The organism is Streptomyces sp. NPDC045470, assembly GCF_040646595.1.
In the GTDB taxonomy this organism is placed as follows: domain Bacteria; phylum Actinomycetota; class Actinomycetes; order Streptomycetales; family Streptomycetaceae; genus Streptomyces.
Map to the genome: position 1 here is coordinate 13,150 of NZ_JBEZAN010000006.1, position 14,241 is coordinate 27,390.

General features: G+C 75.7%; 7 protein-coding genes. All 7 read left to right on the forward strand.

All coding sequences use genetic code 11. From position 1 onward, the window contains the following. The first annotated feature begins 53 nt into the window (after window positions 1-53). The 7 genes from AB0A97_RS19330 (at window position 54) to AB0A97_RS19360 (ending at window position 14,235) form a co-directional block, all read left to right on the forward strand. Window positions 54-1,025 carry a hypothetical protein gene (locus AB0A97_RS19330; RefSeq protein ID WP_361151158.1) on the forward strand — a complete coding sequence of 324 codons (972 nt, stop codon included), beginning with the start codon at window positions 54-56 and terminating at the stop codon, window positions 1,023-1,025. Continuing rightward, entirely contained in the window at window positions 1,022-3,331 is a 2,310-nt protein-coding gene (locus AB0A97_RS19335; protein WP_361151161.1) for a hypothetical protein, read from the forward strand. Before AB0A97_RS19330 ends, AB0A97_RS19335 begins: the two co-directional genes overlap by 4 nt. Next, a complete protein-coding gene (locus tag AB0A97_RS19340) occupies window positions 3,328-5,007 on the forward strand; it encodes a hypothetical protein (RefSeq protein WP_361151164.1) in 1,680 nt (559 codons plus the stop codon). Before AB0A97_RS19335 ends, AB0A97_RS19340 begins: the two co-directional genes overlap by 4 nt. Continuing rightward, window positions 5,004-5,600 carry a Pycsar system effector family protein gene (locus AB0A97_RS19345; protein ID WP_361151167.1) on the forward strand — a complete coding sequence of 199 codons (597 nt, stop codon included), beginning with the start codon at window positions 5,004-5,006 and terminating at the stop codon, window positions 5,598-5,600. The genes AB0A97_RS19340 and AB0A97_RS19345 overlap by 4 nt, the downstream gene beginning before the upstream one ends. 2 nt (window positions 5,601-5,602) lie before the next feature. After that, window positions 5,603-8,068, forward strand: a complete 2,466-nt coding sequence (locus AB0A97_RS19350) for a vWA domain-containing protein (RefSeq protein ID WP_361151930.1) — start codon at window positions 5,603-5,605, stop codon at window positions 8,066-8,068. A 111-nt stretch (window positions 8,069-8,179) separates the two neighbouring features. Continuing rightward, window positions 8,180-11,587, forward strand: a complete 3,408-nt coding sequence (locus tag AB0A97_RS19355) for a tubulin-like doman-containing protein (RefSeq protein ID WP_361151168.1) — start codon at window positions 8,180-8,182, stop codon at window positions 11,585-11,587. Then, window positions 11,584-14,235, forward strand: a complete 2,652-nt coding sequence (locus AB0A97_RS19360; RefSeq protein WP_361151171.1) for a hypothetical protein — start codon at window positions 11,584-11,586, stop codon at window positions 14,233-14,235. Before AB0A97_RS19355 ends, AB0A97_RS19360 begins: the two co-directional genes overlap by 4 nt. Window positions 14,236-14,241: the final 6 nt, after the last annotated feature.

The following is a 14,241-nucleotide window of genomic DNA, read 5'->3' on the forward strand; positions in this document are numbered from 1 at the left end:
CGCCTTCCCGCCCCGGCCATGCTGCTTCATGTCGGCACGAACCTGGAGGTCCAGTGAGCACGGAAGCCTTGCACCGACTCGTCGTCAACGGAGATGTCTGCGGATCCGGACTGCTCGGCTGGCGGGCGAAGCTGCGGATGCGCGAGGCGATGTACGAGGTCTTCGAGGCCGGGTTCACCGCCGCCGGGATCACCGAGGGGGCCTACCACATGGAGGACCGCGGCGACGGCGTACTGGTCGCGCTGGCCCCCGACGTCCCGTCCGCGCAGTTGGTGGGGCCCTGGCTCGAAGGCGTCTACCAGAAGCTGCGCCAGGTCAACGAAGGGCGTCTGGAGCCGCTGCGGATGCGTGTGGCCATGCACGCGGGCCCGGTCGCCCAGGACACCAAGGGGCTGGCCGGGCGCGCCGTGGACCTCACCTGCCGGCTGTGCGACAGCGAGACCGCCCGCGGCGTCATGCGGCTGGCCGAACGGTCGCCGCTGCTCTTCGTCGTGTCCGGCTCGCTCTACGACGACGTCGTGACGGAAGGCGGCACCTGCATCGAGCCCGAGCACTACCGCCGGGCGCGGGTGTCGGAGAAGGAGACGGACGTCGAGGCGTGGTTCCACGTCCCCCGGCTGCCGTTCCCGCCCCTACCGGCGCAGACGTCGCACGAGGCACCGCCGTCACCGGGGGTGCCGGCGCGGGACCGGCCGTGCGCGACGGGGGTGCGCGCGGTCCAGGACCCGCCGCCGGAGCAGGGCGGCGGGGCGGGGCATGGGGGTACGGTCCCGCCGCCCGTTTCCGGCCCGAAGGGGGCGGGGGCAGCCGTCGGTACGGCTCCGGCGCCCGCCCCGTACGCGAACAAGTACACCTTCGAGTACGTAGGCGGCGACCAGCAGACCTTCCGGGACAACACCATCCGGACCAACGGGGACTTCGTCGCCATCAACAAGGCCCCCGCCCCGCCCCGTACGCCCGCCCCCGAACCGCCCGCCGACGACGCCCCGCACACCGGAGCCGCACCGGAAGGCGGCGACAGGTGACCGATGGGGACGAGGGGGCGCCGCCGGCCGGTGAGCAGCCCCCGCCGCAGCCCGACGGCCGGCCGGGCGGCCGGGACGACGACGCGCGGGCGGCCAGGGACGGCCGGGCGGCCGACGGTGACGGGCCGCCCGAGGAGAAGCCGCGCCTGGACGCCCCCAAGGGCAGCCCGCTGGGCGGCGCGGGAGAGGCGGGCGGTGCCCGTACCGCCCGTGAGGCCCGCACCAGCCTGCACATCGAGGGCGACGGCCAGGTCTTCGACGGCAACACCTTCTACCAGACGCAGGTCCGGATCGGCACCGACGACGTGTTCGTCGACGGGCCGGTGCCGGCCGAGGAACTGGAGCGCCTGGAGCGGGTCTACTGCCCGCCCCCCGGCTACGACGCGATGGAGATCCGGCTGCGGCGCACTCACCTGCTGGCACTCTGCGGCGAGCACGGCACCGGCCGTACCTCCACGGGACTCGCCCTCCTCCGGGACGTCGCCACCGAGGTGTCCCGCCTGGACCCCGCCACCGCGCTCGACAGCGTCGGCCAGGAGAAGTTCGCGACCGGCCGCGGTTACCTGCTCGAACTGCCCGCCGAGGACGCCGGCGCGGTACCGGCCGCTTCCGGGGGCAGCGGCCGGGGCGCCGGCCACGGCCCGGGGAAGGACGCCGGACCACAACCTTCCGACCTGCATCTGGACCGGCTCAGTGCGCTGCTCGCCCGGCGCGGGGCGTACGGCGTCCTGGTCGTGGGCGCCGGTGACTTCGCCGACCGCCTGGTGCGCGGCCGCTACGGCGCGCAGTGCACGCCCCCGCCCGCCGGCGACGTACTGGAACAGCATGTGAAGGACCAGCTCTCCGACGTCGGTCCGGAGCTGTGCCGACTGGCCCTGGACGTCGCCGAGCGCCCCGACGTGAAACAGGCGCTGGGCCTGGACGCCCTGCGGCCGGGCGAGGCGGCGCGGCTGGCCGACCACCTCGCGGCGTACGCCAGGGGCGAGGCCGACGACGCCCAACTGCTCGCCCAGTGCGCCACGTTCGCCCCACGCCAGGCGCGCGAGTGGCTCGCCGGGGCCGACCGTCCCGGCACCCTGCCCGAGGCGCTGCCCGCCCTGCGCGCCGCGGCCCTGCGGCTCTCGCTCGCGGCCTTCAACGGCTCCGCCGAGAGCCTGGTGACCGAGGCGGCCGAACTGCTCGCCTGGGAGCTGGCGGTCACCCTCGACCCCCAGTACGCACCGGGCCGCCCGCTGTTCACCGCGAAGACCGAGGCCCGGCTGGCCGCCGCGCGCGCCGTACCGGAGCAGGTCGTCGAGGATCTGGGCGACGCCGCCCTTCCCGTACGGGCGATGCGCTTCCAGGGGCGCAAGCTGGCCACCGCCGTCCTGTACGAGGCCTGGGACGGTTACCACAACGTCCGCGGCCCGCTGACCCGCTGGCTGCGCTCCCTGTGCGACGATCAGCGCCCCCAGATGTGGGTGCGCGCCGCGGTGGCCGCGGGCACGCTGTGCGCACGGGACTACCTGTACGGCCTCTCCGAACTGCTGCTGCCGCTCGCCCGCGCCGACCGCCCGGTGCAGCAGATGGCCGCGGCCACCGCGCTGGCCGAGACGTCCCGCGACCCGCAGGTGCGGCCCGCCGTACGCGGCCTGCTGCGCGAATGGGCACGCGGCGACGACCGGTCCGCCTGCGAGACCGCGGCGTTCACGCACGGCTACGGCATGGCGGCGGGCTCGGTCGCCGAGTCCCTGGACGAACTGGCGCGCATCGGCTGCCGGGAGGACGGCGGCAAGCCGGCCGACGCCGCCTCGTACAGCGTGGTGCGGCTGCTGGCCGGGTCCGAACCCGAGGTGGTGCTCAGGCGGCTGGCCCGCTGGCTCGGCGACCCTCGGCAGAACCGGCAGAACCTCGCGCTGATGGTGGTGCTGCGCGCGCTGTCCACCCGGACCTCCCACCTGTGGGGGCTCCGGGGCGACAGTCCCGTCCAGGAGTCCTACGGCTCCTGGCCGCTGGCGGCGGCCCTGGTCGCGGCCCACCCCGACCGGGCGCCGTGGCTGGCGGACCTGGTGCACAGCACGTTGAACACGGCGCGGGCGGGCGTCGCGGCACAGGAGCAGTTGGGCGGCTGGATGCGGCGGGCGGCCAAGGACCCGCGGCAGCTCGACGTGCTGTGCGGGTTCCTGCCGCGGCTGGTGGAGGGGCGGCGCGACCGGGACCGGTTGCTGCTGCTGGTCGCCCGGCTGGAGCGGGACAGTGACGAACCGCTCGCCCCCCGGGCGGCCGCGCGGATGCGGGCGGTGCTGGAAGGAGAGGGACGACGATGACGCAAGACGGCCGGAACGGCGCGCGGCACGGCCAGGGGCAGGGTCCGGGGCCCGGTGCGGCCGGGGGGCACGGCCAGGGGCCCGGAGGGGCGGTGCCGGGGCCGCTGGTGCAGGAGTACGAGTCGTCCGGCCGGTTCCGGCGGCCCAGTGTGCAGGTGGCCGCGGTGCTCATGTACGAGAACGGCGGCCACAGCGTGGTGTGGCCGGACCACCGTGAGGACGTCAACAAGCCGCTCTTCAGGGGCTCGTTCAAGGTGATGGAGGTGCGGGTCGGCCGCCATCTGACCGAGTTCCGCACCGAACTGCCCGCGGCCGGCGACGCGGAGTCCTTTCGCGCGGAGGTGCAGGTGCGCTGGCGCGTCGTGGACGCGTACGCGGCGGTCCGCGCCAACGTCTGGGACCTGGCCCAGTACTTCTCGCCGGTCCTGCTCCGGGGGCTGCGCGGGGTGACCAGGCGCTACCGCATCAGCGAGGCGGAACGGGCCGACCGGGCGGTGGAGAACGAACTGGCGGACCTGCGCCTCGGCCACGAACTCGGCCTGGAGACCGAGGTGTTCGTACGGATCGACCTGAGTGAACGCGGGATCAGCGCGGAGCGGCAGCGCACCGAGATCGACCACGAGGGCGACCTCGCGCGCCGGCAGCACGTGGAGGCACTGAGGAAGGAACGGCAGGAACAGGAATTGATCCGGATGAGGGCCGCCGAGCTGCAGGAGATGCTCAGTGGCGGCGACGACCGGCAGCTCGCGTACTTCATGGCGCGCGACTCCGCCCACGAGTGGGACATCCAGCAGGCGTTCCGCCGGGAGCGCCGGGAGGAACGGGTCCTGTCGATCGACACGGTGTTCCGCCTCGTCGACGGCGGCCTGATCGAGCGCCACGATCTCAACGACCAGACCCTGGCCGCCATCGACCTCATGCGGTCGTCGACGCGCGGCCTGGTGGGACGTGCGGCCGACACCTTCCTGGAGCAGCCGCCGCAGCGGCGCGCGCTGGAGAGCGGCGGGCCCCGCGGCGAACAGGAGCGGATCCGCGGACGACAGCGGATGGACTGGGCGCACGAGCCCGATCCGGACGCCGGACCGGACTTCGAAGCGGGCCCCGGGCCCGACTCCGGACGGGATGTCGGACGGGACTCCGGACAGTACTCGGGACGGAGCCCCGGACGGGACTCCGGACGGGACTCCGAGCCGGAACGGGACCGTGATTCGGGCCCCGGACCCGGCCGGGAGGCGGCGTACGACAGGCACGAGCCGAGGCGGCGCGGCCGTCCGGACGGTGACGCGTACGGCGGCGACGGGCGTCACGACGACGGCTACGGCGGCGACGGGCAGGGCGGCGTCGGGCAGGACGGCGGGCAGGCCGACGACCGGTACGGCGACCGCCACGGCGAGCCGTACGAGGACAGGCCGTACGAGGACGAGCCGTACGAGACGGACGACCGCGGCCGCGTCTACGAGCCCGACCGCGTCCAGTCGGCCGCCGAGCGCGACGACTACCGCACAGGCCGGCACGGGGACTTCCCCGACGACCGGTACGGGGAGCGGTACGACGGCCGGTACGACGGCCGCCGGGACGACCGGCGCGACGAACGGGACGACGACCACCGCGACGACGACCGGGAACGCCCCGCGCCGCGCCGCGGCCGCGGCGAAGGTCTGGATTGGGGAAAATGATGGCCACCAGCGCTCCGCCCGCGCCCACCCGGGGCACCGGCCGCGGCCCCGACCCCGGCCCCTGCCGCTGTTCCAGGGCCTGCCCCTGTACCGGCACCACCGCGGCCCCCGCCCCGGCCCCCGGCACCGGCAGCGACTTCGTCGCCGAACGCCTGCTGAAGGTCGTACGGGAAGAGATCAACCGCGCCGACACCAAGGCGTCCGTCATGATGACCGGCGCCACCGCGGCGCTGGTCCTGCTCCTCGGCCGCGACGGGCAGCTCCCGGCGATGCCCGCCACCCGCGCCGCCCTGCTGCTCGCCGGGGCCGCGCTGTGGACCCTGGGCATAGCCATGTTCGTGGTGGCGGTGCTGCCCCGCACCCGTACCGCGGCCGACGGTCACCTGACCTTCTTCCCGCAGCTTACCGGCGGAGCCACCGCCGAAGTCCTGCTGCCCCGGGTGGCCCTCGCGGGCCGGGACACCGGGCAGTGGGCCGTCGAGCAGGCGTGCGCGCTCGGCCGCATCCTCGGCGCCAAGTACCGCTGGCTGCGCTGGGGAGTCGGCTGCCTGGCGGCCGGCGGCTGCTGCGCCCTGACCGGAGGGCTGTGGTGAACATGCCGCACCGGACCGAACCGGCGACCGCGCGGACGCGGCGCAGAGTGCGCCGCGCCACCGTCGCCGCCCTCACCGCGCTCTGCGCGACCGTGCCGCTCGGGCCGCCGCCCGCATGGGCCGCGCCCGCCCCCGCCGCACCGTCCGTGGGCCCCACGCCCGTCGACTTCTCCGTCGTCGTGGACGCCTCGGCCAGCATCGGCGAGGAGGCGCTGGCCCGCGAGGCGGAAGCGGCCGCGCTGATCGGCCAGGGCGAGATCTCCGACCGGTCCCGGGCGAGCGTCATCGGGTTCGGCAGCGCGGAGAAGGAGGGGCAGCAGCCCGTACGGGAAGTGTGCCCGCCCACCGTCGTCGACGCCGCCGGACGGCAGCGCATCAGCGAATGCGCCCGCCGGCTCACCGACCGCGAGGGCGCCGGTCTCGGCCCCGGAACGGACTTCCCGGCCGCCCTCACCCAGGCCCTGACCCGGCTGAAGGAGACCAGCAGGGAGGGCACGCCCAAGGTCGTCTTCCTGCTCACCGACGGCAGGCTGAACGTCGAGGACAGTCCCGCCTACGGAGCCGACCCCGCCGCCCGGAAGCAGGAGGGCGAGAAGCGGCTGCGCGAGGTCCTCGACCGGGCGCGCCGCGAACAGGTGCAGATCTGGCCGCTGGGCTTCGGCAAGGGCATCGACGAGAAGGCCCTCCGGCAGATGGCCGACGGCGGCTACCGCAACGGCTGTGCCGACGTGCCCGGCTCCCGCCCGCGGCCGGAGGTCGTCGACGGCGCCGCGGACGTGGACAAGGCGCTCCAGAGCGCGTTCGCCGCCGCCCGCTGCGCCCGCGTGGAGGAGGGCACCAGCAGCAAGCCGCCGGGCGAGCTGACGGTGGACATCCCGCCCATCGCGACCGACGGCTCGATCACCGTCACCAAGCGCGACCCGCGGGTGACGGCCACCTACTACGACCCCAAGGGCCGCAAGGTGCCCCTGCAAGGGGACTTCGACGGTTCCCGCTTCGAAGTCAGCGGCCAGGACGGGCCGGTCGAGGCGCTGCGGGTCAAGGACCCGCTGCCCGGCACCTGGCGCGTACGGCTGTCGGCGCCGCCGGGGCACCGGGACCAGCCCGCCACCGTACGGGCCATCTGGCAGGGCGTGCTGCGCTCTTCGGTCACCCTGGAGCCGTCCGCGCCCAGGCCCGGCGAGGACGTCGTCGTACGGATGCGGCTGCAGACCCGGCGCGGCGTGGTGATCACCGACCCCGGACAACTGGCCGGGGTACGGGCCGCCGCCCAGTTGTCCGGTGACGGCTTCGAGCCGGTGGACGTCCCGCTGCGCGACGACGGCGAGGGCCCCGACGACCGGGCGGGCGACGTGCTGTACGGGGCGTCGGTGACGGTGCCGAAGACGGCCACCGGCGCGCTGCGGCTGACCGGCGCGATCGCGGCACCCGGCGTGGTCGGGGACCGGCGGCCCTACGACACCCGGGTGTCCTCGGGTGCCGCGCCCGTGGCGGCCGGAGTGACACTGGAGGGCCACGACGTGCACCCGGGCGGCTCGGTCACCGGCAAGCTGGTCGCGCGGAACAACGACAGCCGTCCGCACACCCTGCGCCTCGGCCTGGCCGACCAGTCCACGGCGGCGGCACTGCGGATCAGCCCGGCCACCGTCACCGTCGCGCCCGGCGCGCAGGAGCCGGTGCCGTTCACCGTGTCCTTCGGCGCGGGCGCGCCGCCGGGGGACGCCGGCGGCCGGATCACCGTCACCGACCGGACCGACGGAGGCCGCGAGATCGGCTCCGCCTTCCTGACCGTCACCGTCACCCCGGCGCCCACCTGGTGGGACCGGTGGTGGTGGGCGGTCATCGGGGGCGCCGGGCTGCTGCTCGCCCTCGCCGCCGTCGTCGCGATCCGCGTCTGGTACGGGGGTGTCCGCAGCTCGCTGGGGGGACTGACGCTGGAACTCCGGCGCGGCGGCCATGTGCTGGACGAACTGGAGGTGCGCGGTCAGCGCACGAAGAAGTTCTGGTTCGCGGTGGAGGAGCCTTCCTCGGACCGCCCCGGCCTGCAGCTCCGCAACAAGCGCGCGGCGCAGGTGTACCGGCTCCGGCGCAAGGGCGAAGGGCTGCGGCTGCGCGGCCCCGACGGCAAGGAACGGACCGTGTCGCGCGGCGCGCCCGCCCGGCTCGCCCACGACCTGGAACTGTCCGTACGCGGCGGAAGCCGGGCGGACCGGGCACCCACGGGCCGGGGGCGTACCGGCCAGGGACGCCGCCCGGGCACGGCGGCCGGGTCCCGCGGTACGGCCGGCCTGTTCGGCGGCCGCACCGGCCGGGGCGGCACCGCGGCACCCGGCGGAGTGAACGGGCGGGGCGGGCGCGGCGCCCCGGCCGACGGCACCGGCCGACCGGCCGGGACGAGCGGCCCGGGCGGCTCGGGCGGCGGTCCAGGCGGAGCGGGCGGATCGTCCGGCTATGACTCCGCGTTCTGAGGCGCCCGCGCCACGGCGCCGAGGCCCGGGCGGCCGCCCGCCCGGACCACCGGCGGCACCACATCTCGCAGCACAGGCCGCCCACGACGGGCGGACGAGGGGAGCGACCACATGAAGATCTACCAGCCCATGCTGTTCGTGGGGCTGGGCGGCACCGGCGCCCGCATCGGCGCCGAACTGGAGCGGAACCTGCGCCGCGAACTGTGCGGCCCGGACGGTACCGACCTGGTCGGCCGCGGCAAGCAACGGGTCCCCTTCCAACTGCCGGACTGCCTGCAGTTCGTCTACGCGGACTTCAGCGAGGCCGAACTGGACCGGCTGCCGCACCTGAGCGCCCGCGGTCCGGAGGCGGCGGCGTACGCCCGTACCTCCCGCGCCGTGCACAACCTGCTGCCCACCTACGACAACTCACCCGAGATGACCCGGATGCTGCGCATCGCGCAGCACGACGAGACCGTGGGCTGGCTGCCGCCACGGGTCGACGAGCCCCGGGTCTCCCCGCTGCACACCGGCGCGGGCCAGCTGCCCACCGTCGGCCGGGCCGCGCTGTTCGCCACCCTGCGCAACGGCCCCGACCAGGTGCTCGGCCCGCTGCGGGCGGCGATCGACGCGCTCAGCAAGTCGGCGGGCGACCTCCAGGAGCTGGGCGGCGGCCAGATCCGCGGCTACGACGTGTTCGTGGCGTTCTCCGTCGCGGGCGGCACCGGCGCCGGCATCTTCTACGACTTCCTGCACCTGCTCGGGCACGCCTTCCACTCGGTGAACCTGCCCGGCGCCAAGATCTACCCGCTGGTCGTGATGCCGTCGGCGTTCCCGCCGGAGGCCGGCGGCGGCCGGGAGGCCGAACTGAACGCCGCACGCGCCCTGGTGGACCTCTCGCACCTGGTCGACGACCAGAACGCGGCGGACGCCACCCCCGACCTCGGCGACGTGGAGCAGCGCGGCTCGCTGAGCGTGAAGTACCCCGACATGGTGCCGGTCAGCCTGCGCACCTCCACCGTCCAGACGGCGTTCCTCTTCAGCCGTACCGCCGGTATGCGCCCCGACGACCTGCGCCGCTCCATCACCGCCATGGTGACCTCGCTGATCGGTACCGACCTGGGCGAGGAGAACGGCCGTGGGCGCGCCGACGACGCCTACCAGTCCTTCGCCGCCAGCTTCGTCAACCGCGGGGCCAGCCGGTCGGCGGCCGCCGCCACCGGCATCGGCCTGCAGGGCATGTCCACCAGCCTCGCGGCCTCCATGACCGTCCCCGTCGACGAACTCGCCGAGATCGTCGCCGCCCGGATGCTGGCCTGCGCCGTCCGCGGTCTGCTGGACCGCGCCCGGCAGGGCGGCGAGGACCACCGCGCCCTCGTCGTCGAGGCGTTCAAGGAGTCCGGCATCGAGGACGTGTGGGTCCGCGAGCCGCGGCCGGTGCGGGCGCCCGAGCAGGTGCCCAAGGGCGTGCGGGCGATCAGCCAGGAGCTGAATCACCGGCGTGCCAACATGGAGCAGCAGTTGCGCGCGCTCGACAAGGATCTCGCCCGCCGCACGGTGGAGAGCGCGGAGCGCTTCAACCCGCGCCGCGGACTGCTCCATCTGCTCAAGGAGCACGACCCGTTCCGGCTGGAGCGGGTGTTCACCGGCAACCCCGGCGACCGCGACCGGGTGGCCCGGGAGGGCTTCTCGGGGATGCTCGACAACCGGCGCAACCGTCCCGAGCGCCCCGAAGGGGTGGAGAACGACGCGCCGCAGGTGCCGAGGATCGGCCGCCGGATGGCCGGCGTGGTGCCCGCGCGCTGGGGCGACCCCGAGGTGGAGAACGCCATCCAGGAGCAGGACGCCTGGTACCGCTGGGCGACCAACCGGACGTGGCACGAGCGGTGGAAGGCGCAGGAGCCCCGCTGGCGGCCGATCGCCGACCGGACCATGAAGGAACTCTCCGCGCTGGTACGCGCCTTCCGCGACCACGAGGAGGGGGAGAACGGCCTGTTCCGCGAGCGGCGCCGGGAGCTGTACCGCGAGGACCGTACGGGCGTGTCGTACCTCCTGCCGCCGCAGAACTCCCTCGACGCGTTCTACGACGACGTCCTGACCCGCCTCCTCCAGCGCGAGGGCATCCCGGACAGCCAGGACGAGGCCACGCTGCTCGTCCGCATCGTCGAACCGCGGCACTGGGAACGCGCCCTGGAAGCCGTCCAGCGCTCGCCGCGCGCCGTCGTCAAGGAGGTCAAGCAGGTCCTGGAGGGCCGGATCAAGAAGCTGTTCGGCGAGGCCGGCGTGCACCACGAGCGGCCGCTGCTGCCCTCCCTCGGCGACCTCCTCGCGGCGGCCTCCGGGGACGAGGAGGCCGCCGACGCGGTCGACGAGAAGTGGCTGGAGCAGTTCCGCTCCCAGCTCGCCGGGCTGCTGCCGGCCGGTTTCACCCCGGACGGCACCGGCAAGCTCAAGACGCTCATCGTCCGCCCGCAGACCAAGGCCAAGGGCAGCGTGGACCGCTTCCTGGAGCAGTCGCTGCTGCTGCCGCGCGACGAGAACCGGCTGCCGCCCGAATTCCGCGCCGTGGTCACCGAGTCGATCACCGTCGTACTGTTCCGCAGCGAGATGAGCCTGACCGACATCTCCGAGGTACGGCAGGTGCTGCGCCTGTGGGGCCGGGCCAGGGACCGGGAGGGCCGCGAGGACCACCTCCAGTGGCGGCAGCGCACCGGCTACCGCGACTCCTGGCTCGCCAGCACGGAGAGCGACCGGCAGCGGGTGCTGCAACGCATGCTGAGCGCCATGTGGAACGGGCGCGTCGAGGTCACCGGCGACCCGCTCTCCCCGGAGTCCGTCTGCTTCCGGCTGCGCGGCGGCGACTCGGCCACCATGACCCTCGCCCTCCAGCCGTACGACCGGGACGTCTCCAGTTGGTCCGACCTGCTGCGGGCGTACGAGCGCTGGGCGCTGCTGGACGCCGGATCGGCGGTCAAGGACTTCTGCTCGGTGCTGATGGAGTCCCTGCCGGAAGGGCTGAGCACCACACCGAGGGAGCCGGACCGGCTGTTCTGGACCTTCCTGCGCCGGGTGGCACCGGCGGAGGCGGCACGGCTGCGGCAACGCGCCCACGACCTGAACGAGGACGAGCAGGACTGGATCGAGCCGCTGTCCCACTTCTGGACCACGACCCTGGACGGCGCCCTGGACCTGCGCTTCCCCAGGAGCCTGCGGGCCAACCGGCCCTCGCTGCGCGCCCTGGCCCAGGCCCAGGCCCAGCTCCGGGAGACCGGCACCGCCGCGTCGCGCCTGCACCGGGCCAACGGCCACGATCCGGCCGGTGACACGCGTACGCGGCACACCCAGCCGTACGAACCGGAACCGCACGAGCCCCCGCCCCCGCGGGCGAAGGACCCGCACGAGCCGCACGAACCGCACACCAAGGAACTGCACGGGTCGCCGGCGAAGCCCGCCGACGCGGGCCGCCCGGGAGACGCGGCCGAGCACGACCTGTGGGCCGACCCGTGGGACGAGGAGCCGAGGGAGGAGGACCTGCTGTGAGCGCCCGCACCGCCGCACCGGTCGTCACCCTCGACCTGCGGGGCGACCACGCCGGCCTGGACGGTGCGGACGGCCTGCACAGAGCCGTCCGCACCGCGCTGGGCGGCGCCCCCGCCCAGGAGGCCGAACGCTTCCTGCTCGTGGACACCGCCACCGGACTCACCCGTCACCAGCACGTCTACGAACAGGTCCTCGCCTACGGCACCGGCCACGCGCTGTGCGTCGCCGTCGGCGCCCCGCCCGCGGAACCGGGCGACGGCGTCGCGGTACCGCCCGCGCCGACGCCCTGGGCCCTGGACCGCCCCTCACCGCTGCGCCCACCCGCCGTCGGCGTGCTGTGGATCCTCGACCCGCACGGCGGCACGGCGACCGCCCCCACCCCGGAGGAGGACGACGGCGCGCTGCGCCCGCTCCTCGAAATCCTCGCCGCCCCCGCGGTGTTCGACGCCGTCCTGAACGCGGTGTCGGGGCTGCCCGACGGCGTGGCCGTACCCGCCCTGCGCGTCCTGGAGCACGACCTCTCGCACCCGGCCCGCGACCGGGTCCGGCGGCAGGCGCTGGCCGGCCTGGTCGGCCAGGACGACCCCGGCGGCCGGATCGCGGTCACCGACCCGGAGGCGGGCGGGGTGCCCGCCGTCCTGGCACCCCTGGTCGGCGCCGGGACGACCGAGCCCGTGCACAGCGAGGAATGGCGGCGGCCGGGCGGTGAGGCCGACGAGCGCTACTGGGCCTGCGAGTCGGCACTGCTGAAGGCCGAGGACGCGTACGGGCGGCAGCGCGGCGCGGGCGGTCTGCTGCGCGGCGCGGCCGGGGACGTGGACCTCGCCGAGCGCCTCGACGCGGCCGCGGCGGAACTGACCGCGTACCGCGAGACCGTCGCCGAGACCCTGCGCGACGGGGACGGCGTCGGCCTCCCCCCGGAACAGCGCCGACGGCTGTACGAGCGCGGCATCGACCTGCCCCGCGTGCCGGAGGCCGACCGCGAACGCATCGGCCCCGGCCTGCGCGACTACACCCAGGGCCTGCTGGCGCAGCGGCTGCCGCTGCGCTCGACGGCGGCCCGGCTCGGCGCGGTGGCCGACCTGGCCACGCCCACCGGCAGCGCGGCCCGCCTCGGCCGGCTCGACGAGCTGTGCCCGCCCGGCCTGCCGCGGCGGATGGCCGGGCCCCGGCCGTTCGAGGTGCCCGGCGCGGCCGTCACGGAACTGGCGGGCGGCTGCGCCGTCGCCGCCGCAGCCGGTCTGTGGCCGGGTCCCGGCTGGGTGCTGGGACCGCTGGCGGCGCTGGCCGCCGCCGGGCTGACCACGCTCGCCCTGGCCCGCCGTCCCGGGCGCACCGGGGACGGGCACCTCGACGGCGGCGGACGGTCGGGCGCCCTGGCGCAGGCGGGCGCCGGGCTGCTCGGCGCGGCCGTCGGCATCACCCTGGGCCAGGTGCTCGCGGTGCCGGCGTGGCTCGGACTGAGCACCCTGCTGGTGGCGTTGATCGTGCTGCCGCTGCTGGCGGTGCGCCGCTGGACCGAGGCCCTGGACGTGTGGTGGGCGGCGGGCGGCGGCTCCGAGGGGCGGGACGTCCTGGACTCCCTCGACGGGCTGCTGGCCGACGCCGTCACCCACGACTGGCTGCTCGCGGACGCCCGCCTGTACTGCGCCGACGGCGCGCGGGCGGTGGCCGGGATGATCCGCCGCGCGGCGGCCGCCGCGGAGGGCCGCGATCCCGTACCCGTGGCGGACCGCGGCGGCGGCTCGGCGGCCGGCCCGCCGGCCGACGACCTGCTGGACGACGACTGGTTCGGCCCGCCGTACGACCGGAGCGCCGCCGCGCCGGGCGCGTACGACTCCTTCGAGGACGCCGGCCCCCGGTACGACGACTCCACGGCCCAGGGGTGGGACGACTGGGACGACTGGGACGGGGATCCGGAGCCCGGCGGCGGACCGGCCGCCGGCCGCGGCGCCCCCTGGCGCGACCCGCTCGCCGACACGGTGCCGCCGCCCCGGCCGCCGGACAGCGCCGCGGCGTCCGGCCCCGCCGCCCCGGCCGCACCGCCGCCCCACGACATCCCCGTGCCCTGGCTGGAGCGCGAAGCGGGCGACGGCGGGCCCGAACTGGTCGCCACCCTCGTCGGCGACCTCGCCGACGGCGTCGCCGGGCTCCTGGACCCGTACTGGGGCGCCATCGAGCGGGACCCGGGTGCCGCCACCGCCCTGCCCCTCGACCGGGAGGTACGGGCGCTGATCGACGACGAGACCGCACGGCTGGCCCGGGACGGCGTCGCCGCCGCCCCGGCGTTCGCCCGCGACCCCGCGTCCCGGCCGGACCCGGCCGTCCTGCTCGGCCTGGCACCCGACCGGGTCGCCCGGATCCTCCGGGAACACGGCGACGGCACCGGCACGGTGCCGCTCTGCGCGGCCGAACACCGCCGGCTGCTCTCCCGCGACCGGTACGCGGGACGCGGGGTGTGCTTCGCCCCCGACGCGACCCGGCACGCCGAGGACCCCCTCGGCACCGACGACATGGTGTGGACCCCGGCCGGCCGGTACGCGGGCGTCTTCCGGCTGCTGCCGCTGCGTACCGGCTCGGTGCGCACGGTCCGGCTGCGCGACGGCGGCACCACCGGGCCGGAACTGCCCGCGAACGCGAACGAATGAGGGGAC

Bases quoted from the DNA above. Each gene is read 5' to 3' on its own strand.
- AB0A97_RS19355 (WP_361151168.1), top strand. From the start codon at position 8,180: ATGAAGATCTACCAGCCCATGCTGTTCGTGGGGCTGGGCGGCACCGGC.
- AB0A97_RS19340 (WP_361151164.1), top strand. From the start codon at position 3,328: ATGACGCAAGACGGCCGGAACGGCGCGCGGCACGGCCAGGGGCAGGGT.
- AB0A97_RS19345 (WP_361151167.1), top strand. From the start codon at position 5,004: ATGATGGCCACCAGCGCTCCGCCCGCGCCCACCCGGGGCACCGGCCGC.
- AB0A97_RS19350 (WP_361151930.1), top strand. From the start codon at position 5,603: ATGCCGCACCGGACCGAACCGGCGACCGCGCGGACGCGGCGCAGAGTG.